Genomic DNA, 26,902 nt, shown 5'->3' with positions numbered 1-26,902 from the left:
GGCCGCGGGCGCCGCCGGCCGCCCCCGCGAGCGGCCCCGTTCCCCGATCCGGTGAGGGATCGGGGAACGGGGCCGCGCGGCGCGTCGAGCACGTTACTTCATCACGCTTTCGAGGAAGTTCTTCGTGCGCTGGCGCTGCGGGTTGCCGATGACCTCTTCCGGATCGCCGGCCTCGACAACGACGCCGCCGTCCATGAAGACGACCTGGTCAGCGACGCTTCGCGCGAAGCCGATCTCGTGCGTGACGACGATCATCGTCATGCCATCGCGGGCGAGCTCGCGCATCACGTCGAGCACGTCACCCACGAGTTCCGGGTCGAGCGCCGAGGTCGGCTCGTCGAACAGCATGAGCTTCGGTTCCATCGCGAGGGCGCGGGCAATCGCGACGCGCTGCTGCTGGCCGCCGGAGAGCTGCGCCGGGTAGTGCCCGGCGAAGTCGCCGAGGCCGACGCGCTCGAGGAGCTGCATGGCCCGATCCTTCGCGTCGCCCTTGTTGCGTCCGACGACGCCGATCGGCGCCTCGCACACGTTCTCGAGCGCGGTCATGTGCGGGAACAGGTTGAACCGCTGGAAGACCATGCCGATGTTGCGGCGCTGCTTCGCGATCTGACGCGGGGTCATCTCGTGCGCTTTGTCGCCGGCCTGTCGATATCCGATGAGGTCGCCATCGACGATGATCCGGCCACCGTCAATCGTTTCGAGGTGATTGACGCAGCGAAGCAGCGTCGACTTCCCCGATCCCGACGGGCCGAGCAGCACGGTCACCGTGCCGGCCGGAACGGCGAGGGAGACGTCCCTGAGCACCTGGTGCGCGCCGAAGCTCTTGCGCACGCGGCGGATCTCGACGAGGGCGTCCTGGACGATCTCGGCGCCCGAGGGCGCCGGGGCCGCGTGGGACGCTGCGCTGGTGTCGTTCGCGGTCATTCTCCGACCACCTCCACGAAGTTGGTCTCCGGAGCGGGCGCGGGGCCCGGCTTCCGGCTGTTGAACATTGCCTTGACCCGCTGGATCGGGGTGGGCGGCAGGTTACGGGTCGTGCCGCGCCCGAAGCGACGCTCCAGGTAGTACTGGGGCACGGAGAGCACGCTCGTCATGAAGAGGTACCAGATGCTGACCACGATCAGGAGTTCGACCTGCTTGAGGTTCGCCGCCGAGATCATCGACGCCTGCGTGTAGAGCTCGAGCACCGCGATCACCGAGAGCAGCGAGGTGTTCTTCAGCATCGAGATGAGCTCGTTGCCCATCGGCGGGATGATGACGCGCATCGCCTGCGGCAGCAGCACCCGCCGGAAGGTGTAGAGCGGCGACATGCCGAGCGAGTAGGCGGCCTCGCGCTGGCCCTCATCCACCGACACCATGCCGGCGCGGACGATCTCCGAGGAGTAGGCGGCCTGGTTGAGCGTGAGCGCGAGCAGACCGGCGACGAGCGGGGTGATCAGGGTGTTCGTGTCGATCGACCAGAACACGACGTCGGTCATCGGGACGCCGAGGGTGATCTTCTCGAACAGCAGGCCGAGGTATCCCCAGAGCACGATCTGCACGAGGACCGGGGTGCCGCGGAAGGCCCAGACGTAGAACCAGGCGACTCCGGAGAGCACGGGATTCGAGGACAGGCGCATCGCCGCGACGATGATCGCGAGTAGGGTCGAGACGACCATCGACACGAGGGTGATGAAGAGGGTCAGTCCGACACCGGAGAGGATCCTGGGGTCGAACAGGAACTCGCCGACGACCGGCCAGTCGAGATTCTTGTTCGTCGCGAAGACGTAGACGAAGGCGACGACGAGCGCGATGACGACCAGCGCGCTGATCCAGCGCCAGGGGCGGCGAAGCGGGACCGCGTCGACGTCGTCCTCGGTGGAGAGGACCGGCATCGTCGCGCCGTCGAGCGTCGGGGTGTTGCGCGGTGCACTCACGAGGCGTTCGCCCCCTGGTTGATCTCGGCGGACTCGACGGCGTAGGCGCCGATGTTATTGCGGTCGAGGACCTTCTGGTAGGTGCCCTCCTCGATGAGCGCCTGCAGCGCCTTCTGCACGGCGGTCACGAGCTCCTTGTCCTCCTTCAGGATGCCGATGCCGCTGTAGACCGGATCGAAGCCCTTGGGGTTCTCGGGATCGCGGACGATCTCGAACGTGTTGCCGTCGCCGGTTGAGGCGACGACGTACTCGGTGACGACGGCGTCCGCGGCGTATGCCTGGCTCTTGCCCGCGCGAAGCGCGGTCTGGGCGTCGAGATCGGAGGGGAGCTCCATGACCGTGATGCCGCAGTCCATGGCGCGGAGCAGGTCGCCCTGCACGGTCGCCTTCTGCACGGAGACGGTCTTGCCGCAGAGGTCCTTCTGACCGGTGATCTTGGCCGGGTTGCCCTTCTTGACCGCGATCGCGAAGCCGCCCTGCGTGTAGTTCACGAAGCTCAGCGTCTTCTCCCGCTCAGGGGTGTCGTTCATGCCGCTCATGATCATGTCGTTCTTGCCGGCCTGCAGCGACGGAATTACCGAGTCGAAGGCCTGCTTGTTGAGCGAGACGTTGATGCCGAGCTTCTGGCCGATGAGACGTCCGAGCTCGGGATCGAAACCGATCTCGCGGTTGCTCTTGTCGTACATCGCCATGGGCGGGTAGGGGATGTCCACGGCGATGTTGATCTTGCCGGCGTCGACGATGTCCTTCGGGAGCAGCTTCGTCAGCTCGGGATCGGCCTTCGTGCTGATCTCCTCACCCTTCGGAACGTTCGGCCCGGAGGATTCCGCGGAGGACGAGTCGCCGCCCCCGGCGTTCGAGCCTCCCGCGCAGCCGGTAAAGGCGAGCGCCGCTGCAGCGGCGAGCGCGAGGAGGGAAAGCTGGGTCTTCTTCATTACTGATCCTTCGTCTTCGGAGGTCTCGATGTTGGGGATGGGAGTGAGTGGGGCGGCTCCAAGGAAGGGCCGCCCCACCTGGGATTTAGTTGTCGATGGCCGGCGCGTGGAGGCGGAGGAGATCCTCGTAGGTCTCCCGGCGCGCCACGAGACGCTCCTCGCCGTTCTGCACGAACACGATCGCGGGACGCAGCGCGCCGTTGTAGTTGTTCGTCATCGTGTAGGAGTACGCGCCGGTCGTGGCCATCGCGACGAGATCGCCGACCTTCGGGGCGGGGAAGTTCGCGCCGTCGATCATGAGGTCACCGGACTCGCACTGGCGTCCGACGAGCTGCACCGAGTCGGTCCACGGCTCCAGCAGGCGCTCGGCGAGCACCGCCTCGTACCGCTGATCGGTCAGCGCGATGTCGAGCTGATCGGCCATTCCGCCGTCAACGGCGACGAAGACGTCGCCCGTGCGCTTCACCGAGGTGGCCCGGTAGAGCGAGATGCCCGAGCGCGCGACCACGGAGCGGCCCGGCTCGATCATGAGTCGAGCGCCCTCGGGGAGGTGCTCGCGCGCCGCGGCGACGATCGCGTCGAGGTAGTCCTCGACGCTCGGCGCCTCCTCCTCGTAGGTGTACTTCACGCCCAGCCCGCCGCCGACGTCGTAGGTGCCGAACTCCCCCGAGGTGGAGATGTTCGCGACCGACTCGGCGAACTGGCGGGTGTTGAGGATCTGCGAGCCGATGTGGATGTGGACGCCCTCGAACTCCATGAGGGGGTGCGCCTGCATGCGCTCGATCGCGTGCTTCGCCTGGTCCATCGGGAGGCCGAACTTCGACTTCACGCCGCCCGTCGCCTGCGAGGCGTGGGTCTCGGCCTCGACGCCGGGGATGATGCGGAGGAGCAGCTTCTGGGGGCGCTCGAGGAGGCGCTCGAGGCGGTCCAGCTCGTCTTCGTTGTCGACGATGATCGTGCCGACACCGGCGTCGAGCGCGATCTTCAGCTCGTCGTCGCTCTTCGCGTTGCCGTGGAAGTGGAGGATCTTCGGGTCGACACCCGCGGCGAGCGCGAGCTTGATCTCGCCGCCGCCGGCGACGTCGATCGAGAGGCCCTCTTCCTGGGCGAGCTTGTACATTCCGACGACCGGGAACGACTTCGAGGCGTAGAGCACCTCCGAGTTCGGCCAGCGCTCGCGGAGGCCTGCGGAGAAGCGGCGCGCCTGGCGACGGAGACCCTCCTCGTCGATGATCTGGAGCGGAGTGCCGTAGCGTTCGGCGAGCTCGTCGACGGCGACGCCGCCGATCGTGAGCACGCCGCGCTCGTCGGCCCCGGCCTCCTCGGGGAAGATGTCCCACAGCTCAGCGAGGCGGGTTCCCTCGGCGCTGGGCTTGCTGATCTGGCCGGTCGTGCTCATTCCATCTCCTATCGCGACGTTGCGTGTCCCACCATACGTGCGCATCCCCTCTCGTTTTTTGGAGTTTTCGCATATATTTGTGGTGTGGATCCGATAAGTTCTCCAATCGCCTTCATCGATGGCATCCCGATCGGCGAGCTCATCGACGGGCTCGGCCCGAACACGGCGACGGTGCTCGGCGGATTCGATCCCGGACGGATCGTGCGCGGCGCGGAGTTCCACGATGCGCTCGAGGCGCTCCCAGGCGATCCCGACCTCCTGTTGCTCGCGCCCTCCGCTGGCGGCGCGACGCCCGTCGAGGTCGCCGGACTCGCGGATCGCGCGAGCCGGGCCCGCGTCGCCGGAATCGCGCTCAAGTGCCGCGACGAGGACGCTGCAGAGCTCGCCGCCGTCGCGGAGACGAGCGGCGTCCCCCTGGTGCGGGTGGGGGAGCAGGTGAGCTGGCGGCTTTTCGACGCCCTGCTCGCGCAGTCGCTCGGCGAGCAGCGGCACTCGGAGGACGCGCACCGCGATAGTGGGGCGGAACCCCTGTTCGCGCTTGCGAACGAGCTCGCCGAGGTATTCGGCGGATCCGTCGCCATCGAGGATCTCGGCCGCCGCATCATCGCCTACTCCTCCGTGCCCGGCCAGCTCATCGACCGGCTCCGCACCCAGGGCATCCTCACCCGCCGCGTCCCCGACTCCCCCTTCAACGACGACCAGTACCGCACCGTGCTCCGCTCCGAGCGCCCCCTCAAATATCCGCGCCTCGACGACGAGGAGCCGCGCATGGCGTGCGCGATCCGCGCCGGCACGCTCCCGCTCGGCACGATCTGGGCGATCGACGCGAGCGGCGAGGACGAATCGACCCCTGAACAGGAGAACGCGATCCAGAACGCGGCGACCGTCGCGGCCGCGCACCTGCTCGACAACCTCCGATCGGGCGAAGCGACGCAGGCGCCGAGGGCCGCACGCCTGCGCACTCTGCTCGACGGCAGCGACGTCGCGGGCTCCGAACTCGCCGAGCTCGGCCTCCCCGAGGAGCGCGGATCGGCGATGCTCGTCTTCGCGCCGGCCGACGAGCGCCCCACCGCGCTCGCACAGCTCCGCTCCACGGTGCAGCGGCACCTCGCCCTCCACCGTCCCGAGGCGGTCACCGTGGCCAGGGGCGGCCGCATCTACTCGCTCGTCGCGCACGATCAGCAGGGGGGCTCCCTCGCGCTCGTCGAACCGCTCGTCCCCGTGATCGACCGCCTGATCGGGCCCGGAACTCGGATCGCCCTCCCCGGGGTCGCGCACCGCTCCGGCGAGGTCGCGGAGCTCCGCCGGCTCGCCGACCGTCTCCTCGGCACCGCTTCCCGGCACGAGGCCACCTCGGGCGATCGGATCCTCACCGTGTCCTGCCTGCGCCCGTTCCTGGTGCTCGACCGCGTCGGCGAGATCCTCGGCCTCGAGGAGGAGCTCCGCTCCCCCGCGCTCGCCCGGCTCGCCGAGGAGGATCCCGCGTTCGCGGAAACCCTGATCGCGTGGTGCAGCAACTTCGGCAACGTGGCACGGACGGCGCGCGAGCTCGGCGTCCACGAGAACACGGTGCGCTATCGGGTGCGTCAGATCGAGGAGCAGTACGGGATCGCCCTCGCCGATCCCGACGAGCTGCTCACCACCTGGCTGCAACTGCGCGCACTCCCCACGCACGCCCCCGCGCAGGAGGGATCTCACGCATGACCGAACCGCAGTCCACCCCGCAAGTCGACCCCGCCCGCGAGCGCGAGCTCGATCGGCTCGTCGCGATCTTCTCCGCTGGCCCCGTCGCGGTGCTCACGGGCGCGGGGATCAGCACCGACTCCGGGATTCCCGACTATCGCGGCGCGGGCACGCCGCCGCGCACGCCCATGAGCATTCAGCAGTTCATGCGCGATCCGGGCTACCGCCGCCGCTTCTGGGCGGGCGCCGCGGCCGGCGACCGCGGCTGGTCCCGGATCACCCCGAACGCCGGGCATCGCGCACTCGCCGCGCTCGAGCGAGCGGGCCGCGTCGACGGCGTGATCACGCAGAACGTCGACGGCCTGCACCGCGCAGCCGGGAGCGAGCGCGTCGTCGAGCTGCACGGTTCAGGGGCGACGATCCGGTGCGTCGACTGCGGTTCCCGGTTCCCGCGAGCAGAGGTGCTCGGCTGGTTCGATCAGGGCAATCCCGGCTTCGCCGAGGAGCACGCCGGCGCGACGATCGCCCCGGACGGCGACGCGGACGTGACCGGGATCGACGCCGTGAGGGTGCCCCGCTGCCCCGTGTGCGGCGGGATACTCCGCCCGGACGTCGTCTACTTCGGCGAAACCGTCCCGACCGGGGTGTTCGCCTCGGCCGAGCAGCTCCTCGCCGACGCGGGCGCGTTTCTCCTCGCCGGCACCTCGCTCGCCGTGAACACGGGCGTACGGCTGCTCCACCGCGCCCAGCGGCGCGGGATCCCGGTCGGGGTCATCAACCGTGGCCCGACCGCCGCCGATGGCGCGGCGGACGTGCGGATCGAGGGCGGCACGAGCGAGGCGCTCACGGAGCTCGCCGCGCGGCTCGGGGCCTGAGCGATCGGCCCCGGCGTCCGCGGCCGCGCACCGAGCAGGGCCGCTACTCGCCGCGGGAAACGCGCGTCATCTCGTCGCGCGGAACCACCTTGATGCGCGTGCGCCCCTCGGCCTCGCCGAGGGCGAGCTCGTGCTCGTCGAGGCGATGCCAGCCCTCGATCGTCGTGTAGGGCACGTTGCGCTCATGGAGCAGCGCCGGGATCGCCTCGGAGTCGGTGACCTCGGGCTTCCACCAGCTCGCGCGATCCTCCATGAGGCACTCGAGCGTTTCCATCGCGTCGGACTTCGTGTGACCGATCAGGCCGACCGGCCCGCGCTTGATCCAGCCGGTCGCGTAGATCCCGGGGATCTGCTCGCCGGAGAGATCCTGCACGCGGCCCTGCGCGTTCGGGATCACGCCGCGCTGCTCGTCGAACGGGATCTCGTCGAGCGGCGAACCGAAGTACCCGATCGCGCGGTACAGCGACTGCATCGGGATGACCTCGAACTCGCCCGTGTCGACGACACCGCCCTGGCCGTCGGGCGCGGTGCGCTCGATCTTCAGGCCGGCGACGCGGCCGTCCTCGACAACCACCTCGACGGGCTTCGACCAGAAGTGCATGTGGAGGCGGCGGGAGGCGCGCTCCCCGCTCGCCTCGCGCTCCTTCTGCTCGGCGCGCCACTTGTCCATGATCCGGGAGATCACGATGACCTGCTTGTTCTTCGCGAGCACCTCGTCGGCGTACGCGTCCTCGATGTCGAAGTCGCGCTCGTCGACGATCATGTCGACGTCGCGCACCTCGCCGAGCTCGCGGAGTTCGAGCGGGGTGAACTTCACGTACTTCGGGCCGCGGCGGCCGAAGAGGTGCAGCTCCTCGATCGGGTTCGCGTCGAGTCCCGCGTGCACGTTCGCGGGGATCTCCGTCGGGAGCAAGTCTTCCGCGTGCTTGATGAGCATGCGGGAGATATCGAGGGCGACGTTGCCGTTGCCGATCACGCCGACCTCGCGCGCTTCGAGCGGCCACGTGCGGGGCACGTCGGGGTGGCCGTCGAACCAGCTCACGAACGGGGCAGCACCGTAGCTGCCCTCCGCGTCGATGCCCGGGATGTCGAGGCCGGCGTCGCGGATCGCGCCCGTCGCGAAGATGACCGCGTTGTAGTGCTTCTTCAGGTCGTCGAGCGTGACGTCGACGCCGTAGCGGACGTTGCCGAAGTACCGGATCACGCCGCTGTCGAGCACGTCGCGGAGCGCGCCGATGATGCCCTTGATACGGGGGTGATCGGGGGAAACGCCGTAGCGGACGAGGCCGTAGGGTGCGGGGAGCTGCTCGAACAGGTCGATCTCGACCTCGAAGTCGCGCTCCGCCTTCTTCAGCAGATCGGCGGCGTAGATTCCCGCTGGGCCGGCCCCGACGATCGCCAGTCGCATCGTTTCGCTCATCGCTTCGTTACTCCCCTATCTCGCCCCGTACATGCCCGCGGGGACCTTCTCTGTGTCGCTTGACTGCTGTCTGCGGTGCGCCGCCGCGCACGAAGCCTAGCCTTCGCGGTCGACAATCGACTCGGCCATGCGACCGAGCGCGCGCTTCACCGGGGACTTCGGCAGCACGTCGAGTGCTTCGACGGCGTCCTTCGCCCAGCGTCGGGCCGTCTCCTCGGTTTCGCGGGTGACCGCGTGGTCGCGGAGCGCCTCGACCTCGGGATCCAGGATCGACGGATCCTCGCCCGCCTCGATCCGGGCCACGCCGGCCTCGATCGAAGCGACCAGGGCCTGTGCCTCGGCGTCGCCCGCAGCGGCCTGCTCGCGCAGGAGCAGCAGCGGGAGCGTCGCCACTCCCGCTCGGAGGTCGGTGCCGGCGCGCTTGCCCGTCTGCTCCTTCTTCGGGGACAGGTCGATCACGTCGTCGATGAGCTGGAAGGCGACGCCGATCCGCTCGCCGTACTCCATCACCGGGTCCGCGTACTCCGCTGGGGCGTCGCCGAACATGACGCCCATGCGGGCCGCCGTCGCGATCAGCGCGCCGGTCTTGTCGGCGAGGACCTGCAGGTAGTGCGGGATCGGCTCGTCGCCCTCCTGCGGTCCCACGGTCTCGTGCAGCTGGCCGAGGCAGAGCCGCTCGAAGGTGCGCGCCTGGAGCAGGATCGCCTCCTCGCCCATGCCCGAGACGAGGCTCGAGGCGCGGGCGAACAGCAGATCACCCGCGAGAATCGCGACGGAGTTCGACCACACCGTCTGCGCGGCGGGCACCCCGCGACGCAGCTTCGCATCGTCCATGACGTCGTCGTGGTAGAGCGAGGCCAGATGGGTCATCTCGACGGCCTGCGCCGCACGGCGCACGAGCGGGTTCGGGCCGGAGCCGAGCTCGCTCGTGAGCAGCGTGAGCATCGGACGGATCCGCTTGCCACCCGCCGCCATCAGGTAGCGGGCCGGGGCGTCCGCCACGGGCGAGGCGAAGCGCAGGTGCTCCATGAGTTCGGACTCGATGACCTCGAGCTGCTCCTGCATCTTCTTCGCGTGACGTCGATCCTGCACGCCGCGGAAGAGGTTCATCGGCAGCGCCTGGGTTGCCGTGTCTTCGGCGATCGGACGGCTCACTTCGCTTCTCCGGACTTCGGCGCAGCGGGCTTCGCCGCGGCAGGCTTCTTCTGGCCGGCCGACTGAGCTGCGGCGGGCTTCTTCTGGCCGGTCGACGAGGCGGCCGGCTTCTTCGCGGCAGGCTTCTTCGCGGCAGGCTTCTTCGCCGCGGAGACCTCAGCGACCGCGCCCTTCGTCGCGGCGTGCTTGGCGGTCCCGTGCTCCGGCGCCGCGGGAGTCTTCGCGGCCTCAGCGGGCTTCGCGGCCTCGGCGGGCTTCGCGGCCTCAGCGGGCTTCGCGGCCTCAGCGGGCATCGCGGCCTGAGCTGCCTTCCGCGGCACGAATCCGCGATGCAGGGCGACGATCCCGAACGTCAGATTGCGGTATGCGACCCGCTCGAGCCCGGCATCGCGCATCCAGCGCGCGAGTTCTTCCTGATCGGGCCATGCTTCGATGGACTCGTTGAGGTACTTGTACGCTCCTGCGGCCTCGCGGTTGATCGCGCCGGCGATGCGCGGCAGCACGTGCCGACCGTAGAAGGAGTAGGGCCCTCGGACGATCGCGGAGGGCGGGGTCGAGAACTCGGCGATCACGACGCGTCCGCCCGGCTTCACGACGCGTGCCATCTCCGCGATCGCTTTCTTCGGGTCGTTGATGTTGCGCAGGCCGTAGGAGATCGTGGCCGCGTCGAAGCTGTCGTCCGCAAACGGCAAGTCGGTGCCGTCGGCCCAGACGAAGTCGATGAGGTCGTTGTCCGCGTGACGCTTCCTGCCCTCGGCGAGCATGCCCTCTGAGAAGTCAGCGGCCGTCACGTGCGCACCCTGCGCCGCGAAGGCCGCTGAAGACGTCCCGGTGCCCGCCGCGAGGTCGAGGATCCGCATCCCCTTGCGCGGGGCGACGGCGCGGGTGGTGGCGATCCGCCACAGACGGTCGTTACCGACCGTCAGCACGTCATTGATCAGGTCGTATCGAGGCGAGACCTCGTCGAACATCGCCGAAACGTCGGCGGCGTGCTTGGTCGCAGTGTCGGGGCGGGTCACCCGACCATCGTATCCCGTAGTACCTCTACAGAAACTGCGCCTGATCAGAGTTGCATGGGAGCGAGGTGATCGTGCCCAGCGCATCGCGGTAGATTGGCTGGGTGACCAGCACTCCTGAGGCTCCGCGACTGCGGGCGATCAGCCGCCCGCTCGCGGCCGCCCCGCCCCTCGTCGACCTCGCGGACGCAGGGAATCCCCTGCTCTGGACGCGTGGGGATCGCGGCTGCGTCGGGATCGGCGAGACGCTGCGGCTCACGTTCTCGGGCCCGGATCGCTTCGCTGAAGCGTCCGACGCCTGGCGCGCGATCGGGGCGAACGCCGAGGTGGACGATCCGGTGCGGATGCCGGGTTCTGGACTCGTCGCGCTCGGCGCCTTCGCGTTCGACGATCACAGCGGCGAGCAGAGTGTCCTGATCGTGCCGCGGATCCTCGTGGCGCGGCACCGAGATCAGTGGTGGATCACCGAGACGGTCGACCTGGCCTCTGAGCCGGCGTCGAACGCGGATCCCGCCGATCCCGAGCTTCCCGCCGCGCGACCCCGCGGCGAATGGGCCGGCGTCGAGTTCGCGGCGGCCGAGGGATCGATCGACGCCTACATCGCCGGCGTGCGCGAGGCGACCCGCCGCATCGACGCGGGCGGCATCGAGAAGATCGTCCTCGCCCGGCAGGTGCGCGGCGAGGTGCCAGCTGGTTCCGACCTCAGGTTCCCGCTCGAACGCCTCGCGGATCGCTACCTCGACTGCTGGACCTTCGCGGTCGACGGCCTCATCGGCGCGAGCCCGGAAACCCTGGTCCGCTCCACTTCTGGCGCGGTTTCGGCGCGCGTCCTCGCCGGCACGCGCGCGCGGCACGCCGACCGTCCGCAGCGCGACGCTCAGGCCCGCGACGAGCTGCTCACGAGCACCAAGGAGCAGCACGAGCACGCGTTCGCCGTGCAGAGCGTCGTGACGGCGCTGTCCCCGCACGTTCGGGATCTGCGCACGAGCGAGGAGCCCTTCCCGCTGCGGCTGCCCAACGTCTGGCACCTCGCAACGGACCTCGGCGCGACGCTCCACGAGCAGAGTTCGGCGATCGAGCTCGTGGGAGCCCTGCACCCCACGGCCGCCGTCGCGGGGACCCCGAAGAGCGTCTCGATCGCCCAGATCGCGGAGCTCGAACCCTTCGACCGCGGCCTCTACTCGGGAGCGGTCGGCTGGATCGACGCTGCGGGCGACGGCGAATGGGTGATCGCGCTGCGCTGCGGCCGCCTCGGCGCCGCGGATCCCGATACGGGCGCGCGCCCCTTCGTTGCGACCGCCGGCGGCGGGATCGTGGCCGGATCCGATCCGGAACACGAGCTCGGCGAGACGGTGTCGAAGCTGCGCCCGATCACGGAGGCGTTCGCGCGCTAGGTCGCTGAGGACATTCACACCTCTTTCACGCGCGACACCTGGGCACGTTGAAGAACCTCCGACTCGCTACTGATCGAGGATCAGCTTGAATCCGAGATGCGACTGGGTAAACCCCAAGCGCTCGTAGAAGCGATGTGCCGAGGTGCGCGCGCGATCGCTGGTTAGCTGGACCATTGCAGCGCCGCGTCGTTTGCCCTCCGCGACGGCCCACTCGATCATCGAAGACCCGAGGCCATTCCCTCGGAGCCGCTCATGCACCCTGACCGCTTCGATCGTCATACGCTTCGCTCCCCGCCGCGCAAGACCCGGGGTGAAGGTGAGCTGCAGTGTCGCGACCACCTCGTGCGTCTCGTCTTCGACGACGATCAGCAGTTGGCCCGGGTCTCTCTCGATCTCCCGAAAAGCCTCTGCGTACGCCGATCGATCCTCTGGTCGCGTCGAATTCTCGCTCCGGCGGAGCGGATCGTTCGAGAGCAGTGCAATCAGCTCTGAAAGGTCTTCCTCGACTGCTCTGCGGAGCAGGAAACGGGATCCATTGAGGACGAAGGTTGTCCGAGGCTCCATCGGTTCACCTTTCAGTCAGCTATTGCTTCTCACAGCGGCGACTTTGCTTGCTTTCAGCCTAGCCGAGCTGCTCGCCGCCCCACGCGGCGCGCACCGCGCCGAGCGCCTGCTCCAGGTCGAGCCCGTGTGCGGGCGCGGTCACGGCGGCGACGTAGGAGCGCGCGGCCGCCTGCACGGCAGCGGAGTGGGTGCGGCCGTGTGCGACGCGCGTGCCTCTCGTGCGGCTCGTCTCGATGAGGTCCTCCTGTTCGAGCGCGGCGTAGGCCTTAGCGACGGTTCCCGGCGCGACGCGCAGGTCCGCGGCGAGCTGCCGGATTGCGGGGAGCCGCTGCCCTCCGGGCAGGGAACCGGACCGGATCTGATCGGCGATCTGCCCGCGGATCTGGTCGAACGGGGCGACCGCGCTCCGCGGATCGAGCCGGATCACCGCGCCGCCTCCGGCGCTGCGGCCCCGCGATCTGCTGCCGCCGCGGCCGGGGCCGGGCCTGGCGCAGTGCCAGCCGCGAGCACGATCCCTGGGAGCCCGAACGCCCACTTGGCGGCGAGCACGATCAGGACCAAACAGCCGATCCCGGCGGCGATTGCGACCACGAGGAGGACGACGGCGAGAATCAGCCACGATGTGGCGCCCGCGCCGAGCGCCGCGCTGCGGATCGTGATCCCAGCGATCCCTGCGATCTGGGAGAACTGCAGGAGCAGCGCCCCGCCGGCGACCGCGAGGACGACCCGGTTCGAGACGGCACGCCAGCCGGCGTCGCTCTCGGCCCAGGCGAGCCGGGGAAGCGCTGGCGTCCCGCTGATCCGGCGCAGCGCGAAGTATGCGGCGCCGACGAGGATCGCGGTTCCGACGAGCAGTGGGACGCCGTAATACCAGCCGGGGTAGGGGCTCGCGGTGCTCGCGGCCTCGGGGCTCTCGAGGGCGATGACCCGGGATCGGCCGGCCTCGTCGAGCGAGGCGGTTACGCCGGTGAAGACGAGCAGCGCGGCCTGCGCCGCGAGCAGTGCGGCGAGCCAGATCAGCGCTCGGCGCGGCAGGGAGCCGAGCGGCATGCGGGGTGTGAGCTGGGCCTCGCGCGGCTCGTCCGCTGCGATCTCTGTCGCGCGGGGTGGAACGACCCCGTAGAGCAGGAGTCCCACGGTTCCCGCGAGCGCTGGCGCGAGCAGGAACGGGAGCCCCGCGAAGGTGTCTCCCCCGAACTCGATCCAGAACAGCGCGGTGAGCGTGACGACCGCGCCCCCGACGGCGAGCAGCGCGCCCCGCCTGGCGGCCTCGAGCAGCTGCGCGACCTCGGGCTCCGAGGCGCGCGCCGCCCGCGTCTTTCCGGCCAGGATCGCGAGCAGCGCGACCGCGAGCGCTGCACCGCACAGGAGCACCCCGACGATTCCGTTTCCGAGCATCTCGCACCTCTGTGTATCAATACATTGAGACAAGGATGCGCTTGCTGTATCAATTTGTCAATACACGATGGCGAGGATCGGATCACTCCTCATCCGCGGACTCCGCTGGCCGAGGCGCAGGGCGATCAGGCAGCGGCCGCCCCCAACCGAGGCGCAGGGCGATCGTCGCCGCGATCGCGCACAGGAAAAAGCTGGTTGCGGGCACGAACCCAAACGCGAACAGATACACGATCCGCCACGCCGTCCCCCGGATCCATGCCAGCGGCCCGAACTGAAGATCAGCGAGTGCCAGCATGAGCGCCGCCGCGGCGTATCCGGAGAGCGTCGCCCGAAGCGAGGCGAGCATGATCGGCCCGACCGCGAACCTTCGCCTCCGCGCGAGCACCGCGAGCACGATCGTCATGACCGCCGACGCCAGAACGAGCGACGGAGCTACCACGAGGTGCACTGCGAACAGGGGCAGGAACACCAGCGCGGGCAGCACGTTCCTGGGACGGATGCGGTCGGGCGTGAAACCGTAGTCGGCCTTCATTCGCCCCCCCCTTTTACGTCCGTCAGCGCTCGAGCGGCACCTCGACGATCACGGGACCGGTGACGGGCTCGGTGAGATAGCGCTCGAGTTCGCCGCGAGTGGCGATCACGCGATGCTCCCACGAGTATGCCGCGGCGAGCGCGGCGAGGTCCACGCGCTGCGGGGTGAACAGCACACGGTCGAACGCGGCCGTGTCCGCGGACGCCGCGACCTCGAGCCCGTCGAAGATCGTTCCGCCGCCGTCGTTGCCCACGAACACCTGGATCCGCGGACGCGTTTCGCCCTCGGGGATGAGCAGCGAACCCGCGTCGTGGAGCAGCGCGAGATCCCCGATCAGCAGGCGCGTCGTGCCGGCCGAGCGGGCGGCGTCGCCGTCGGCCTGGCTCGCATCGGCGATGCCGAGCGCGGTCGCGACGGTTCCGTCGATTCCCGCGAGGCCCCGATTGGCGTGCACGCTCAGGCGGCGCGCCGGGGCGAGGCCGTCGAGCACCCGCACGAGCCGCGACGCCGCGAGCACGAGCCGGTCATGCGGCCAGGTCGCGCGCCACACGCTCTCCACGAGCAGCTCCCGCGTGATCCGCTCCTTCTTCGCCGCCACCTCGGCGCGCGCGTATGCGTTGCGCTCCTTGTAGCCGGTCTCGAGCGCGGCGTTGAGATCAGGCTCGTGCACGGTGCTGCGCTCGCGCTGCAGTTCCCGATCCGGGACGACCCAGGCGCCGAGCCAGCGCCGGTGCACCCGCGGATCGTGCTCCTCGCCCACGCGAGCCGAGCGCACGATCCGGGCTGCACGCGTCGGGTCGGCGTGCTCGACCCCGGGGCCGGCGTGCGGATCGACGACGATGACCTCGACGTCCTCGCGCTTGAGCAGCGCGGGAATCTGCCGCGTGAGCGTGGGATGACCGAACACGATCGCGCGCTCGACGAGCCCGCCGACTGCCGGATCGTCGAGCAGCGTCGCGTACGCGGTGATCGCCTCGCGCCCGAATCGCGCCCCGCTCACGACCTCCGCGAGCAGCGGCAGACCGGCGGCGCGCGCGAACTCCTCGGCAGCGTCGGCTCCTTCCGCCCCGTCCGCCCCGGCGACGACCACGGCGAGGGCGTCGTCATCGTGCACGTAGGTGTCCCGATCCGGGGGTTCAATCCCCGCACCGGTGTGACCGGCCGTCGCGGGCGCTGAACGCACACCGGGCGCGAAGAAGCCTGGATCCCCGATCCGAGCGAGCAGGCTGTCCTCGGCGCGTGCGGTGGCCGCCTCGTCTGCGGCGGCCGCGAAGCCCTGCCCGATCATCGCGTCGAACCCGGCGGTGCCGGAGAGCGGCTCACGGAAGGCGATGTTGAGCTGGACCGGACCGGCCGGGGAGGCGCCGATCGTGCCGGTCGCGGCGACGAGCGCGGAGAGCGCGAGGCCAGCGGGATCAGCGTTTCCGGCAGACTCCTCAGAGCTCCCGATCACGGCCCGAGTATCGGCGTCGACGTCGAGGTCGAGCCGCGCGAAGTCCGCGAAGATGCCCGCCTGCGCCGTCGTCTGGTTCGCGCGCACGCCGCGCAATTCCTCCGGCCGGTCAGCCGTGAGGAGGAGCAGCGGAACACGTCCGGCGTGCGCCTCCATCACCGCGGGCAGGAGGTTGGCAACCGCCGTGCCGCTCGTGACGATGATCGGTGCCGGCACCCCCGTTTCACGTGCAACGCCGAGCGCGAAGAAACCGGCGGAGCGCTCGTCGACGCGGACGTGCAGCTTGATCGCGCCCACCCGCTCTGCGGCGGAGGCCGCGAGCGCGAGGGCCTGCGAGCGGGAACCGGGGCAGACGACCACGTCGCGCACCCCCATTCGGATGAGCTCGCCGAGGAGCTCGACCGCGAAGATCGAGGCCCGCGCGGGGCCAGGGGTCGGCGCCTGCGCTCCGGCACCTGCGGGAGGGGTGTCGCCGCTCACGGGCGCGGAGCGTCGCCGTCGGGTCGCGGACCGCGCTTCCCGGGATGTTCGCGTGCCTCACCGCGGTCGGTATCCCCCGGATCAGTGGGGTCCTCGTGCCCGCGATCGCCGGCATCGGCATCGTGCCCCGCAGCGGGACGCGACGGTGCGGAGCCCGATCCGGATCCGCCGGATGGCCTTGCAGGCGGAGCCTGCGCGGATCCCTCACCGGGGAAGACCTCGTCATCAAGCTCTCTGAGGCGTGCTTCAAGGTCCTTCATGTGGTCGTCGAGCTGATCGCGCGGCATCTGCCTGCCCGTGAACCGGGGATCGTCATCGGGAGCCTGCGGCGCACGCGACGGCACCGCCTCCTGCCCCTTGCCGATCAGGAACCAGAGCGCCGCCCCGATCACCGGGAGCACCACGATCAGTACGACCCACACCGGCTTCGCCACCCCGCGGGCACGCGAGCTGTCAGTCATCGCCGCGTCCACGAGCGCGTACAGCGTAAAGGCCACGGCGATGACGATTCCGATGATCACGAACCGCACCATACCCGACATGGTACCCGTCGCGGCAGTACCTGATCTGATCGGCGGCGGAGGGAGAGTACAGGTCTGATCGGTAGAATCTCTCGGGTGAACAAGACCAGGACCGCATGGATCACCTATATCGCTCTGCGACTGCTGTTCTTCGCCGTCCCGTTCGCGCTGCTCTACTTCCTCGGGATCTGGCCGTGGCTCGCGGCCGTATTCGCCGCTCTCATCGGTGTCTCCCTCTCGATCATCTTCCTCTCGAAGCCCCGAGCGACGGCGTCCGAGAGCATCTACGACTGGCGTAACCGCGATCGCACTGCCGACGACATCGTCGAGGACGACGCGGTCGAGAGCGCGGACGCTCACGCCACGAGCGCGCCCGCGACGAGCGTGACCGAAGACCCGTCATCGCCCACCGCGGACGCCGCGGCCAGCGAGGCGCCGAACGCAACCCCCGCGCCGAACGCCCCGAACGCAGCGAGCGAAACCGAGTCGCGCTAGAACGCGAACGCCACTCCCACGAGCACGCCGTAGGCGAGCGCCGCGAGGCTCGTGAGCTGGAGCACGAGGATGAGCTCCCTCGGCGTCTTCGCGAACCAGGTGATGAGCACGCACGGCAGCACGACCAGCATCACGAGCCAGACGAGGATCATGCCGGGGTTCGCGAATCCGAACAGGGCGGGAACCACGAACGGCAGGATCACGCAGGCCGAGTAGAGCACCCGCGAGGCGCGATCCCCGATCCGCACCGACAGCGTTCGCTTGCCCGCGAGCGTATCGGTCGGAATGTCGCGGATGTTATTGACGACGAGCACCGCGACCGCGAACAGGCCGACGCCCGCGCCCGTGAACCACATCTCCTGCGTCTGGACATCGGTCTGCAGGTACACCGTGCCGACGGTCGCGACCATACCGAAGAAGATGAAGACCATCACCTCTCCGAGGCCCGCGTAGCCGTACGGGCGCTTGCCACCCGTGTAGAACCAGGCCGCGATGATCGCGATCACTCCGAGCGCGAGGAACCACCAGCGGCCGCTCAGCACGACGGCCACGAGACCGGCGGCGGCCGCAAGCCCGAAGAACACGAGCGCGAGCGCGAGCACCTTCTTCGGGTTCACGAGTCCCGATCCGGTGAGACGGGCCGGTCCGACGCGGAACTCGTCGGTTCCGCGGATCCCGTCGGAGTAGTCGTTCGCGTAGTTCACGCCGATCTGCAGGAACACCGCAACGGCGAGCGCGAGGAGCGTCAGCGTGAGGGAAAAGCCGCGCACCATGTGCGCGATGCCGGCGCCCGCCGCCACGGGCGCGATCGCGAGCGGGAGGGTGCGCAGGCGCGCGCCGCCCACCCAGTTCCGCCACGTGATCCGGGGTTCCCCTCCCGCAGCTGCCTGCCGCTCCGCGGCGGCCCTGATCGCCGGGTTGCCGGACTTCCTGCGGTCCCTGGCCTGGTTCACTCCTGCTCCTCTGTGTTCTGTTCGGTCCTGCCCCGTTCGGTCTGGTGCCGCTCGTCCCGAGCCGCGGCGGGGGCATCCGCAACGGGGGTGCGAGCTGCGCCGCTCTCGCGGAAACTCTCGCTCAGCCGCTCGCGCCACGCACGCAGTGCGGCCAGGTCGGGCTTTCCGCCAGCGAGCCGCGGGATCTCCTCGACCTCCGTCGCCCACTCCGGTGCCGCTGCGGCCCCGAGGCGCTCGCGGATCGCGGTCCGCACCTCCGTGAACGGCAGCGCGCCCTCCGCGCCTGACTCGGCGAGCTCGACCACGAGCGACGGGCGCTGCCCCCACTCCGGGTGCTCCGTGGCGAGCGCCACCGCGCTCCCCCAGCCGGGAAGATCGCGCGCGACCCGCTCGATCTCGTCGAGCGACACGTTCACGCCGCCCGAGATAAGCACCCGGTCGAGCCGGCCGGTGACGGTCAGCATCCCGCCGAGCAGCTCGCCGGCGTCGCCCGTGCGGTACCAGCGAGTGGTCGATCCGTCGCGCTCCGTGTCGTCGATGAAGCGCTCAGCGGTGAGATCCGGATCGCCGACATACCCGCTCGCGAGCGAGGATCCCGCGAGCTGCACCTCGCCGCCGCGGATCCGCACGCGGGTATCGCCGATCTCGACGCCGTCGTAGACGCAGCCTCCCGCGGTCTCGGTCATGCCGTAGCTGCGGCGGAGCTGGACCCCGAGCTTATGCGCGCGGGTGCGGAGCGCGAGCGACACGGCCTGCCCGCCGACGAGGACGGCATCGATCCGCGCCAGGGACTGCGCGGCGAGTTCGTCGGACTCCGCGAGGTCGAGGAGGCGCGCGAGCTGGACGGGCACGAGCGAGAGGTAACGGCGATCCGCGTCCATCGCGTCCGCGGCGGCGAGCAGCCGCTCGGGGTCGAACGGGCCGTCGAAGAAGGCGGGGTGGATGCCGGACGCCTCGCTGCGCACGAGCATTTGCAGGCCGCTGATCAGGTGTGCGGGCAGGGCGACGAGCCACTGCCCCGGGCCGCCGAGCTCCTCGTGCGTCGCCTCGGCGCTCGCGCGCAGGGCGTCGGCGCTGAGGGCGACGGCTTTCGGGACCCCGCTCGAGCCCGAGGTGCGCACCACGAGCGCCGTTCCTTCGGGGAGCTCCGCCCGCTGCAGTGCTGCGACCGCCTCGGGATCCGTGTCGGGCGCCACGGGCAGTACGGGGCATCCACCCCGGAGTGCGTCGGAGAGCGCGGTCATGAGCCAGGCGCGATCCTCGGTCGGGATCGCCCGGAGTCCGTTCGGCGAAGTCACCCCACCAGGCTACTCGGGGTCGGCGGCGCGGCGCTCCGCTCCGGGCATGCCGGTGCGATCGGGTTCTGGCCCGCGCCGGTTCGGTCAGGCCCCGTCCCGCGCCGCCCCGAGATCCCGGGCTGCCGCCGTCAGCTCCGCGACCGCGGTCCGCACGATCGCGTCCGTCATGCGAGCGGCGGGACCCGAGATCGAGACCGCGGCCGGCGGGTTCGCGCCGGGGATCGCGACCGCGATGCAGCGCACCCCGACTTCCTGCTCGCCGTCGTCGATCGCGAATCCGCGGCGGCGAGCTTCCCGCAGGTCGGCGAGGAAATCCTCGGGGTCGACGAGGGTCGTGGGCGTGTACTCGGGCAGGCCGGTGCGCGCGACGATCTCCCGCACGCGCGGCTCCGGGAGCGTGGCGAGCATCGCCTTCCCCACCCCGCTCGCGTGCGGAAGCACCCGGCGACCCACCTCCGTGAACATGCGCATCCGATGCCGCGACGGCACCTGCGCGACATACGCGACGAGGTCCCCGTCGAGCACCGCGAGATTCGCTGTCTCCCCCGCGACGGCCTCGAGTCGCGCGAGCGCTGGCCTTGCCAGCTCGGCGAGCGGCGGCTTCGCGCGGTCGCCGAGGCCGATCAGCCCGGCCCCGAGCGCGTAGGACCGGTTGGGAAGCTGCCGCACATATCCGAGCTCGAGCATGGTGCGGAGCAGCCGATGCGCCGTCGGCAGCGCGAGCCCCGTGCGGGCCGCGAGTTCCGCGAGCGGAAGCGCTCCGGGGGCCCAGCGCTCGGTGATCCCCGGCCTCATTCCCGCCGCCGGTCCAGTTAATCCCGCGTCGGAGTGTGCGGCCGGTCCCGCGGGTCCTGCCACGCTCGCCGGCCCCGCCGCGCTCGCGGATCCTGCCGCTGCCGCCGCGCTCGCGGCGCCCGCCGGTCCAGCCCCCGCTGCCGCCGCGGTCGCGGCGCCCGCACCTCGGCCCGCGTCCTCGGCCGCAGCCGCGGCGAGCGCCTCGAGGAGCGCGAAGGAGCGCACAACCGACTGCACACCGCCCGCTGCGGCGCGGGCGTTCGCGGGATCTGCTCCCGGATCCGGAACTGGATTCGTCATCTTTCCATCATACGGAATGGATATTCCATTCTTGTGCGATCCCCCTATCGTGGAGGCGTCAGCATCGCCGCACCGAGGGAGTATCCATGACCACGTTCGTCCCCCGCTCCGACCTGTCCGTCGCCGAGCCGATTGCCTCATTCGCGGAGGAGTCGCTGAGTCGGCACGGACTCGACGCCGGCGCGTTCTGGACCGGCGTGAGCGAGATCCTGCGCGATCTCGCCCCCCGCAACGCGGAGTTGCTGCGCGTGCGCGACGAACTGCAGACCCGCATCGACGAGTACCACCGCGCCCACCCCGGACAGCCCGATCCCAAGGCCTACCGGGCATTCCTCACCGAGATCGGGTACCTCGCCCCTGAGCCGGCCACCTTCGCCGTGACCACCGAGAACGTCGCTCCCGAGGTCGCGACGCTCGCAGGACCCCAGCTCGTGGTGCCGATCCTGAACGCCCGCTTCGCCCTCAACGCGGTGAACGCGCGCTGGGGCTCCTACTACGACGCCCTCTACGGCACGGACGCGATCGCCCGCGACGGGGAACTCGCCCCGGGCGCCGAGTACAACACCGCGCGCGGCAATGCGGCGATCGCCCGCGGTCGCGAGCTGCTCGATCTCGCAGCTCCCCTCGCCGCTGGCTCCCACGCGGACTCGACCGGCTACACGGTGGTCGACGGGGCGCTCGCCGTCGCGCTCGCCGACGGCACGTCCGTCGGGCTCGCCGATCCCGCGGCCTTCGCGGGCTTCACGGGCGACGCCTCCGCCCCGACCTCGGTCCTGCTCGTGCACAACGGGCTCCACCTCGAGATCGTGATCGACCGCGCCGGGCGGATCGGCGCCACTGACGCCGCCGGCGTGCAGGACATCGTGCTCGAGTCCGCGCTCACCACGATCATGGACCTCGAAGACTCCGTCGCCGCCGTCGACGCCGAGGACAAGGCCCTCGGCTATCGCAACTGGCGCGGGCTCATGGACGGCACGCTCACCGAAACCGTCACCAAGGGCGATCGCACCTTCACGCGCTCCATGAACCCCGACCGCGTGTACCACGCGCCCTCCGGCGGCGAGCTCGTCCTCCCCGGGCGCTCCGTGCTGTTCGTGCGCAACGTGGGCCACCTCATGCTCGGCGACGCGATCCTCGATCCCGAGGGCAACGAGACCCCGGAGGGAATCGTCGACGCGGTCATGACCGCGCTCGGCGCCCTCGACGACGTGCTCGGCTCGCAGGCCAACTCGCGCACCCCGTCCGTCTACATCGTGAAGCCCAAGATGCACGGCCCCGACGAGGCCGCCTTCACTGCGTCGCTGTTCGAGCGCGTTGAACAGCTCCTCGGGCTGCCGGAACGCACGCTCAAGGTGGGGATCATGGACGAGGAACGCCGCACCTCGGCGAACCTCGCCGCCTGCATCGAAGCCGCCGCCGACCGGGTTGTCTTTATCAACACCGGCTTCCTCGACCGCACCGGAGACGAGATCCACACCTCCATGCACGCCGGCCCCTTCCTGCCGAAGGGCGCGATCAAGGGGCGCCCGTTCATGGGCGTGTACGAGAACCGCAACGTCGCGATCGGCGTCGCGAACGGCCTCGACGGGCACGCCCAGATCGGCAAGGGCATGTGGGCGATGCCGGACCTCATGCACGACATGCTCGAACAGAAGATCGGCCACGTCCGCGCCGGCGCCTCCACCGCGTGGGTGCCCTCCCCCACCGCGGCGACGCTGCACGCCACCCACTACCACCAGGTCGATGCCTTCGCCGCGCGCGCCGCGCTCCCGCCCGTCCCCGCCGACTCGCTCGACACCCTGCTCGTGCCGCCGCTCGCCGATCCGGAATCCGCGACCGATCTCGCCCCCGAGATCGTCCGCGAGGAACTCGAGAACAACGCCCAGTCCATCCTCGGCTACGTGGTGCGCTGGATCGACCAGGGCGTCGGCTGCTCGAAGGTCCCCGACATCCACGACGTCGCCCTCATGGAGGATCGCGCGACGCTCCGCATCTCGTCGCAGCTGCTCGCGAACTGGCTGCTCCACGGCGTGATCACCGAGGCCGAGGTCGACGCGGCGCTCACGAAGTACGCGGCCGTCGTCGACCGGCAGAACGCGGGCGATCCCTCCTACGAAGCGCTGCTCGGCGACGACGGGGAGACCCCCGGCGTCGCGTTCACCGCGGCCCGCCGGCTCATCCTCGAGGGCGCCGCGCAGCCGAGCGGCTACACGGAACCCCTGCTCCACGAGCTCCGCCGGGCCAAGAAGGCCGGGGCGCGGTAGGGCTGGGGCGGGCTCGGCGCGGTCCGGGCCGCGGGCCGCGCCTCGGCCTGCGGCACGGACCTGGCGCCCGGCCCGTACCTGGCGCGCCGCCCACCTGGCGCGCCGCCCGCCTGGCGCGCCGCCCGCCTGGCGCGCCGCGCCAGGTCGCACGCAGCGTCCGGCGCACCCGGCACGCCGGTCCCCCACCCAGCCCGGTTCATAAACAGAGCAATGTGCGTTAAATAAGCCCGGATTCGCGAATCTGGACTTATTTAACACACATTGCTTATTTAACGCACGCCCGAGGCGCGGGCACGCCTCCCGAAGGCGTGCCCGGGCGCAAGCCCGCGTCCGGAACACACGCCCGTGTGCAAGCCCGCATCCGCAACGCACGCCCGGGGCGCAAGCCCGCGTCAACGCCGGCGCGCAGCGCGATCGCGCGCGATCTGCACCGCGCCGAGCGCGAGCAGCACCCCCGACGCGAGCAGAATCGCACGCGGACCCCACCAAGCGAGGGCGAAAGCCCCGATCACAGCACCCACCGTGATCCCGAGCCACAGCGCGAGCGGGCGGATCCACGTCCCGCGCGAGCGGCCGGCGATCTGGTCGGCGACGCCGAGTCCGAGGCTCACGAGCGTGCCGGTCGCGTAGGTGACCGCGATCCGCGCCCGGCCATCCGCCACGAAAAGCGTGTTCAGCGCGCCCATCACGAACGCGACGGCGGTCAAGGAGTACCCCGGATCGGGCCAGAGCACCACGAGGAGCGTTGCGCCGAAGAGCGCGACGGCGAGGGTGACGAGGCGTTCGCCGATCCGGGACTCGTGGTTCGCGAGGCTGAGGATCCGGCCAGCAACGACACCGGCCACAAAACCCCCGATCAGGGCAAGGGCGAGGAGCGCGATCGTGAGGCTGCCTCGACTCGCCTCGACGCCGGCCTGCGTCGAGTTGCCGCTCATGAACGAAACGAACAGGCCGCCGGAAAGGACGAACCCGATCGCGTCGACGTAGCCCGCGACGGCGGACAGCAGCACGGAACCGCCGAACGCGGAAGAAGAAATCGTCTTCACTGGCGCAAAGCCCCCGGATCAGGGATTCAGTAGTGGTACGGGAAGGGGGCCCAGTCGGGCTCCCGCTTCTCGAGGAACGAGTCGCGGCCCTCGACAGCCTCGTCGGTGCCGTAGGCGAGGCGGGTCGTCTCGCCGGCGAAGAGCTGCTGGCCGACGATCCCGTCGTCGACCGCGTTCATCGCGTACTTGAGCATCCGGATCGCGGTGGGTGACTTGCCGAGGATCGTGCGAGCCCACGCGATGCCCGTGCGCTCGAGCTCCTCGTGCGGCACGACCTCGTTCACGGCGCCGATCTCGCGGGCCCGGTCAGCGGAGTATTCCTCGGCGAGGAAGAAGATCTCGCGGGCGAATTTCTGTCCCACCTGGCGGGCGAAATAGGCGCTTCCGTAGCCAGCGTCGAAGGATCCCACGTCGGCGTCGGTCTGCTTGAACTTCGCGTGCTCGCGGCTCGCGATCGTGAGGTCGCACACCACGTTGAGGGAGTGCCCGCCGCCCGCGGCCCAGCCGGGGACGAGCGCGATCACGACCTTCGGCATGAACCGGATGAGGCGCTGCACCTCGAGGATGTGGAGGCGTCCGGCGCGCGCCTGCGCCTCGGGTCCGACGGTGGTTTCGTCGTCGGAGTACTTGTAGCCGTCACGGCCGCGGATCCGCTGGTCGCCTCCGGAGCAGAACGCCCAGCCGCCGTCCTTCGGGCTCGGGCCGTTGCCGGTGAGGAGTACGACGCCGACGCGCGGGTTGACGCGCGCCCGCTCGAGTGCGTCGTACAGCTCGTCGACGGTGTGCGGGCGGAACGCGTTGCGCACCTCGGGCCGGTCGAACGCGATCCGCGCGATCCGTCCGTCGCGGCTGAGGTGCGCGGTGAGGTCGGTGTAGTCGGCGGCGCCGGGGGCGACCTCCCACTCGGCGGGATCGAAGAGCTCGGAAACCTGCTGCGTCATGGTCTCGAGTCTATTCGGCCGCGCGAGAGCGGGGTCCGATCGGCCTTTCGGGAGCGCTGGTGCGACCGGCTATGCGGGACTGGCGCGCGATCGGGCGGACGGGAACGGAGGTAGGACCAGCCGCACGGGAACGGAGGTCCGGGCCGCACGGGAACGGGGGTCCGATCGGACATAAGGGAGCGGGGCCGACCGGCTATGCGGGACTGGCGCACGATCGGCCGCGGCGAGCAGGTGCGCGATCGGCCGCGGCGAGCAGGCGCGCGATCGGGCCGAACGAGCGCCCCGGTCCGCCCCGCAGGCCCGCCAGAGCCGACAAGCCGCGCAGGCCAACCGCGGCCAGCCGCCGCCGCTCGTATCAGCGGCGCTTATCCGACGGCGGTCCCGAACAGGTATCCGATCAGGTAGGTCGCCCCCATGGTCGCGAGCCCCATGAGCACGTTGCGGAGAATCGCCCGGCCCTTCGGCGCCTGACCCAGCGCCGCGCTGATCCACCCGGTGAGGAAGAGCCCGATCACCACGGCGATCGCCGCGATCCAGACTCGGGCGCCGTCGAAGGGCAACAGGATCATGACGAGCGGGATCAGGGCGCCGATCGTGAAGGCCACGAACGAGGAGATCGCGGCCGCCCAGGGGCTCGTGAACTCTTCAGGGTCGATGCCGAGCTCGACCTCCGCGTGCGCGGCGAGGGCGTCGTGGGCGGTGAGTTCGACGGCGACCTGCTCGGCGAGGTGCGCGGAGAGTCCGCGCTGGCGGTAGAAGCCTGCGAGCTCGGCGAGCTCCTCCTCCGGCTGCTCGCGCAGCTCGCGGATTTCTTTTTCGATCAGGGCCTTCTCGGTGTCGCGCTGAGTGCTGACCGAAACGTACTCGCCGCCGGCCATCGAGAACGCGCCGGCGACGAGGGCGGCGAGCCCGGCCGTCGCGATCGCGAGGACGTTTCCGGGTGTCGCGGCGGCGACACCCATTACGACGCCGGCGGTCGACACGATGCCGTCGTTCGCGCCGAGCACTCCGGCGCGCAGCCAGTTCAGTTTCTGCCCGATCTTCGCGTTGTGGGCCTCGCCAACGTGCGGGGCAATCTCCTCAGTCATGACTTGATTGTCGGCCGCAATCGTGACGCCCGCAAGCAAGGGCAGGCAAGCCTGAGTCTCCTCAGATCAGGTTCGAGAGCCTGGTCAGCGCAGAAAATCGAGGGGCAGCTCACGCGACCACGGAAGCGAGCGTCGGCCGGGCCCCCGCGATTCGCCGCCGGAATAGACTCGGATCATGATCAGCCCGCGCGCGCTCCCCTCGATTGCCGAGGTGCTCGCAGCGACGCGCGTGGTGGCGATCCCGACGCGCACGCGGTTCCGCGGCATCTCGGTGCGAGAGGCGGCGATCCTCGATGCGCCGTCCGGCGCGAGCGAGTTCTCACCGTTCCCCGAGTACGGCGACGTCGAGGCTGCCCCCTGGCTCGCCGCGGCGCTCGAGTTCGGCTGGGGCGTGACGCCCGCGCCGCGCCGCGCCGCGATCGATGTGAACGCGACCGTTCCCGCGGTGGCGGCCGATCGCGTCCCGGCGATCCTCGCCGGCTTCCCCGGGTGCCGCACCGCGAAGGTGAAGGTCGCGGAGCCGGGGCAGTCCCTCGCCGATGACGTGGCGCGCGTCCGCGCCACCCGTGAAGCGCTGGGCGCAGACGCCCTGGTGCGGGTCGACGCGAACGGCGGGTGGACGGTCGACGAGGCCGTGGCCGCACTCGCGGCGCTCGAGGAGTTCGGGATCGACTACGCCGAGCAGCCCGTGCCCGACGTGCCCGGCCTCGCAGCGGTGCGCGAGCGTCTCGATGCCCGCGGGATCCGGATCCGGATCGCCGCCGACGAGAGCGTGCGGAAGGCGGAAGACCCGCTCGCCGTCGCGCGCGCGGGGGCCGCGGATCTCCTGATCGTGAAGGCGCAACCGCTGGGCGGGATCGCCCGGGCGCTCGAGATCGTTGCCGAGGCCGGGCTGCCCGTTGTCGTGGGGGGCGCGCGCGACACCACCGGGGGGGGGTCGAGGGGGCGGCCCCACGCGGCCGCCCCGCCCCACCGCGCGCG

The 26,902-nt window shown here is 70.5% G+C and carries 25 protein-coding genes; 6 read left to right on the top strand and 19 right to left on the bottom strand.

Annotated elements, in window-relative coordinates; translation table 11 throughout:
• Positions 1-93 precede the first annotated feature (93 nt).
• The 4 genes from JD292_RS09160 to lysA all read right to left on the bottom strand — a co-directional run bounded on the left by JD292_RS09160 (position 94) and on the right by lysA (position 4,250).
• Positions 94-924 carry an amino acid ABC transporter ATP-binding protein gene (locus JD292_RS09160; protein WP_200132447.1) on the bottom strand — a complete coding sequence of 277 codons (831 nt, stop codon included), beginning with the start codon at positions 922-924 and terminating at the stop codon, positions 94-96.
• A complete protein-coding gene (locus JD292_RS09155) occupies positions 921-1,916 on the bottom strand; it encodes an amino acid ABC transporter permease (protein ID WP_369411215.1) in 996 nt (331 codons plus the stop codon). Before JD292_RS09155 ends, JD292_RS09160 begins: the two co-directional genes overlap by 4 nt.
• On the bottom strand, positions 1,913-2,851 hold the full coding sequence (locus JD292_RS09150; protein WP_200132446.1) for an ABC transporter substrate-binding protein: 939 nt from the start codon (positions 2,849-2,851) through the stop codon (positions 1,913-1,915). The genes JD292_RS09155 and JD292_RS09150 overlap by 4 nt, the downstream gene beginning before the upstream one ends.
• Positions 2,852-2,936: 85 nt before the next feature.
• On the bottom strand, positions 2,937-4,250 hold the full coding sequence (gene lysA / locus JD292_RS09145; RefSeq protein ID WP_200132445.1) for a diaminopimelate decarboxylase: 1,314 nt from the start codon (positions 4,248-4,250) through the stop codon (positions 2,937-2,939).
• Positions 4,251-4,334: 84 nt separating this feature from the next.
• Between lysA and JD292_RS12480 the strand changes: the two genes are divergently transcribed.
• Complete coding sequence (locus tag JD292_RS12480; protein ID WP_369411214.1) at positions 4,335-5,954, top strand: PucR family transcriptional regulator; 1,620 nt, start codon at positions 4,335-4,337, stop codon at positions 5,952-5,954.
• Positions 5,951-6,808 carry a Sir2 family NAD-dependent protein deacetylase gene (locus JD292_RS09135; RefSeq protein ID WP_200132444.1) on the top strand — a complete coding sequence of 286 codons (858 nt, stop codon included), beginning with the start codon at positions 5,951-5,953 and terminating at the stop codon, positions 6,806-6,808. Before JD292_RS12480 ends, JD292_RS09135 begins: the two co-directional genes overlap by 4 nt.
• A gap of 43 nt (positions 6,809-6,851) precedes the next feature.
• Here the strand turns inward: JD292_RS09135 and JD292_RS09130 are convergent, their stop codons facing one another.
• From JD292_RS09130 to JD292_RS09120, 3 genes are all read right to left on the bottom strand, one after another.
• Complete coding sequence (locus JD292_RS09130) at positions 6,852-8,228, bottom strand: FAD-dependent oxidoreductase (protein ID WP_200132443.1); 1,377 nt, start codon at positions 8,226-8,228, stop codon at positions 6,852-6,854.
• A 96-nt stretch (positions 8,229-8,324) separates the two neighbouring features.
• The gene (locus JD292_RS09125) at positions 8,325-9,338 is read right to left on the bottom strand and encodes a polyprenyl synthetase family protein (protein ID WP_200132452.1); all 1,014 of its coding nucleotides are present in this window, start codon (positions 9,336-9,338) and stop codon (positions 8,325-8,327) included.
• A 41-nt stretch (positions 9,339-9,379) separates the two neighbouring features.
• On the bottom strand, positions 9,380-10,402 hold the full coding sequence (locus tag JD292_RS09120) for a class I SAM-dependent methyltransferase (RefSeq protein ID WP_369411213.1): 1,023 nt from the start codon (positions 10,400-10,402) through the stop codon (positions 9,380-9,382).
• A gap of 101 nt (positions 10,403-10,503) precedes the next feature.
• On the opposite strand from JD292_RS09120, the gene JD292_RS09115 reads away from it, so the two are divergent.
• On the top strand, positions 10,504-11,793 hold the full coding sequence (locus JD292_RS09115) for an isochorismate synthase (protein ID WP_200132442.1): 1,290 nt from the start codon (positions 10,504-10,506) through the stop codon (positions 11,791-11,793).
• A gap of 66 nt (positions 11,794-11,859) precedes the next feature.
• Here JD292_RS09115 and JD292_RS09110 read toward each other — a convergent pair whose 3' ends face one another.
• The 6 genes from JD292_RS09110 to JD292_RS09085 all read right to left on the bottom strand — a co-directional run bounded on the left by JD292_RS09110 (position 11,860) and on the right by JD292_RS09085 (position 16,753).
• The gene (locus tag JD292_RS09110) at positions 11,860-12,357 is read right to left on the bottom strand and encodes a GNAT family N-acetyltransferase (protein ID WP_200132441.1); all 498 of its coding nucleotides are present in this window, start codon (positions 12,355-12,357) and stop codon (positions 11,860-11,862) included.
• Between the two features lie 58 nt (positions 12,358-12,415).
• The gene (locus tag JD292_RS09105) at positions 12,416-12,784 is read right to left on the bottom strand and encodes a GntR family transcriptional regulator (protein WP_200132440.1); all 369 of its coding nucleotides are present in this window, start codon (positions 12,782-12,784) and stop codon (positions 12,416-12,418) included.
• Positions 12,781-13,755 carry a hypothetical protein gene (locus JD292_RS09100; protein ID WP_200132439.1) on the bottom strand — a complete coding sequence of 325 codons (975 nt, stop codon included), beginning with the start codon at positions 13,753-13,755 and terminating at the stop codon, positions 12,781-12,783. The genes JD292_RS09105 and JD292_RS09100 overlap by 4 nt, the downstream gene beginning before the upstream one ends.
• A gap of 82 nt (positions 13,756-13,837) precedes the next feature.
• The gene (locus JD292_RS09095) at positions 13,838-14,287 is read right to left on the bottom strand and encodes a hypothetical protein (protein WP_200132438.1); all 450 of its coding nucleotides are present in this window, start codon (positions 14,285-14,287) and stop codon (positions 13,838-13,840) included.
• A 22-nt stretch (positions 14,288-14,309) separates the two neighbouring features.
• Positions 14,310-16,115: a 2-succinyl-5-enolpyruvyl-6-hydroxy-3-cyclohexene-1-carboxylic-acid synthase gene (gene menD, locus JD292_RS09090; RefSeq protein ID WP_233613935.1), complete on the bottom strand. Its 1,806-nt coding sequence runs from the start codon at positions 16,113-16,115 to the stop codon at positions 14,310-14,312.
• 101 nt (positions 16,116-16,216) lie between these two features.
• Positions 16,217-16,753 (bottom strand): PLDc N-terminal domain-containing protein, encoded by a 537-nt coding sequence (locus JD292_RS09085; RefSeq protein WP_200132437.1) that lies wholly within the window; start codon positions 16,751-16,753, stop codon positions 16,217-16,219.
• A gap of 84 nt (positions 16,754-16,837) precedes the next feature.
• Here JD292_RS09085 and JD292_RS09080 point away from each other — a divergent pair, with 84 nt between their 5' ends.
• On the top strand, positions 16,838-17,236 hold the full coding sequence (locus tag JD292_RS09080; RefSeq protein WP_200132436.1) for a DUF4229 domain-containing protein: 399 nt from the start codon (positions 16,838-16,840) through the stop codon (positions 17,234-17,236).
• On the opposite strand, the gene JD292_RS09075 is transcribed toward JD292_RS09080, so the two are convergent.
• From JD292_RS09075 to JD292_RS09065, 3 genes are all read right to left on the bottom strand, one after another.
• Positions 17,233-18,189, bottom strand: coding sequence for a 1,4-dihydroxy-2-naphthoate polyprenyltransferase (locus tag JD292_RS09075; protein ID WP_200132435.1), 957 nt, complete (start codon positions 18,187-18,189; stop codon positions 17,233-17,235). The genes JD292_RS09080 and JD292_RS09075 overlap by 4 nt on opposite strands.
• A complete protein-coding gene (locus JD292_RS09070; RefSeq protein WP_369411212.1) occupies positions 18,186-19,487 on the bottom strand; it encodes an AMP-binding protein in 1,302 nt (433 codons plus the stop codon). The genes JD292_RS09075 and JD292_RS09070 overlap by 4 nt, the downstream gene beginning before the upstream one ends.
• 84 nt (positions 19,488-19,571) lie before the next feature.
• A complete protein-coding gene (locus JD292_RS09065) occupies positions 19,572-20,582 on the bottom strand; it encodes an IclR family transcriptional regulator (protein ID WP_233613922.1) in 1,011 nt (336 codons plus the stop codon).
• 86 nt (positions 20,583-20,668) lie between these two features.
• Here JD292_RS09065 and JD292_RS09060 point away from each other — a divergent pair, with 86 nt between their 5' ends.
• Positions 20,669-22,846, top strand: coding sequence for a malate synthase G (locus JD292_RS09060; RefSeq protein ID WP_200132434.1), 2,178 nt, complete (start codon positions 20,669-20,671; stop codon positions 22,844-22,846).
• Positions 22,847-23,238: 392 nt separating this feature from the next.
• On the opposite strand, the gene JD292_RS09055 is transcribed toward JD292_RS09060, so the two are convergent.
• From JD292_RS09055 to JD292_RS09045, 3 genes are all read right to left on the bottom strand, one after another.
• The gene (locus JD292_RS09055) at positions 23,239-23,892 is read right to left on the bottom strand and encodes a YoaK family protein (protein ID WP_200132433.1); all 654 of its coding nucleotides are present in this window, start codon (positions 23,890-23,892) and stop codon (positions 23,239-23,241) included.
• Between the two features lie 26 nt (positions 23,893-23,918).
• Positions 23,919-24,833, bottom strand: coding sequence for a 1,4-dihydroxy-2-naphthoyl-CoA synthase (locus tag JD292_RS09050; RefSeq protein ID WP_200132432.1), 915 nt, complete (start codon positions 24,831-24,833; stop codon positions 23,919-23,921).
• Positions 24,834-25,198: 365 nt separating this feature from the next.
• Positions 25,199-25,921 (bottom strand): VIT1/CCC1 transporter family protein, encoded by a 723-nt coding sequence (locus JD292_RS09045; protein WP_200132431.1) that lies wholly within the window; start codon positions 25,919-25,921, stop codon positions 25,199-25,201.
• Between the two features lie 175 nt (positions 25,922-26,096).
• On the opposite strand from JD292_RS09045, the gene JD292_RS09040 reads away from it, so the two are divergent.
• Positions 26,097-26,902 (top strand): o-succinylbenzoate synthase (locus JD292_RS09040; RefSeq protein WP_200132430.1); only part of this gene is annotated, 806 nt, incomplete at its 3' end.

Origin of the sequence: Leucobacter edaphi, assembly GCF_016522535.1 — a bacterium.
GTDB classification, from domain to species: Bacteria; Actinomycetota; Actinomycetes; order Actinomycetales; family Microbacteriaceae; genus Leucobacter; species Leucobacter edaphi.
This window is presented reverse-complemented; position numbering and strand designations above follow the sequence as displayed.

Coding starts and splice junctions, on each gene's coding strand:
- JD292_RS09160 (WP_200132447.1), bottom strand. CDS start 924: ATGACCGCGAACGACACCAGCGCAGCGTCCCACGCGGCCCCGGCGCCC.
- JD292_RS09150 (WP_200132446.1), bottom strand. CDS start 2,851: ATGAAGAAGACCCAGCTTTCCCTCCTCGCGCTCGCCGCTGCAGCGGCG.
- lysA (WP_200132445.1), bottom strand. CDS start 4,250: ATGAGCACGACCGGCCAGATCAGCAAGCCCAGCGCCGAGGGAACCCGC.
- JD292_RS09135 (WP_200132444.1), top strand. CDS start 5,951: ATGACCGAACCGCAGTCCACCCCGCAAGTCGACCCCGCCCGCGAGCGC.
- JD292_RS09130 (WP_200132443.1), bottom strand. CDS start 8,228: ATGAGCGAAACGATGCGACTGGCGATCGTCGGGGCCGGCCCAGCGGGA.
- JD292_RS09125 (WP_200132452.1), bottom strand. CDS start 9,338: ATGAACCTCTTCCGCGGCGTGCAGGATCGACGTCACGCGAAGAAGATG.
- JD292_RS09110 (WP_200132441.1), bottom strand. CDS start 12,357: ATGGAGCCTCGGACAACCTTCGTCCTCAATGGATCCCGTTTCCTGCTC.
- JD292_RS09100 (WP_200132439.1), bottom strand. CDS start 13,755: ATGCTCGGAAACGGAATCGTCGGGGTGCTCCTGTGCGGTGCAGCGCTC.
- JD292_RS09095 (WP_200132438.1), bottom strand. CDS start 14,287: ATGAAGGCCGACTACGGTTTCACGCCCGACCGCATCCGTCCCAGGAAC.
- menD (WP_233613935.1), bottom strand. CDS start 16,115: ATGGGGGTGCGCGACGTGGTCGTCTGCCCCGGTTCCCGCTCGCAGGCC.
- JD292_RS09085 (WP_200132437.1), bottom strand. CDS start 16,753: ATGGTGCGGTTCGTGATCATCGGAATCGTCATCGCCGTGGCCTTTACG.
- JD292_RS09065 (WP_233613922.1), bottom strand. CDS start 20,582: ATGACGAATCCAGTTCCGGATCCGGGAGCAGATCCCGCGAACGCCCGC.
- JD292_RS09060 (WP_200132434.1), top strand. CDS start 20,669: ATGACCACGTTCGTCCCCCGCTCCGACCTGTCCGTCGCCGAGCCGATT.
- JD292_RS09050 (WP_200132432.1), bottom strand. CDS start 24,833: ATGACGCAGCAGGTTTCCGAGCTCTTCGATCCCGCCGAGTGGGAGGTC.
- JD292_RS09045 (WP_200132431.1), bottom strand. CDS start 25,921: ATGACTGAGGAGATTGCCCCGCACGTTGGCGAGGCCCACAACGCGAAG.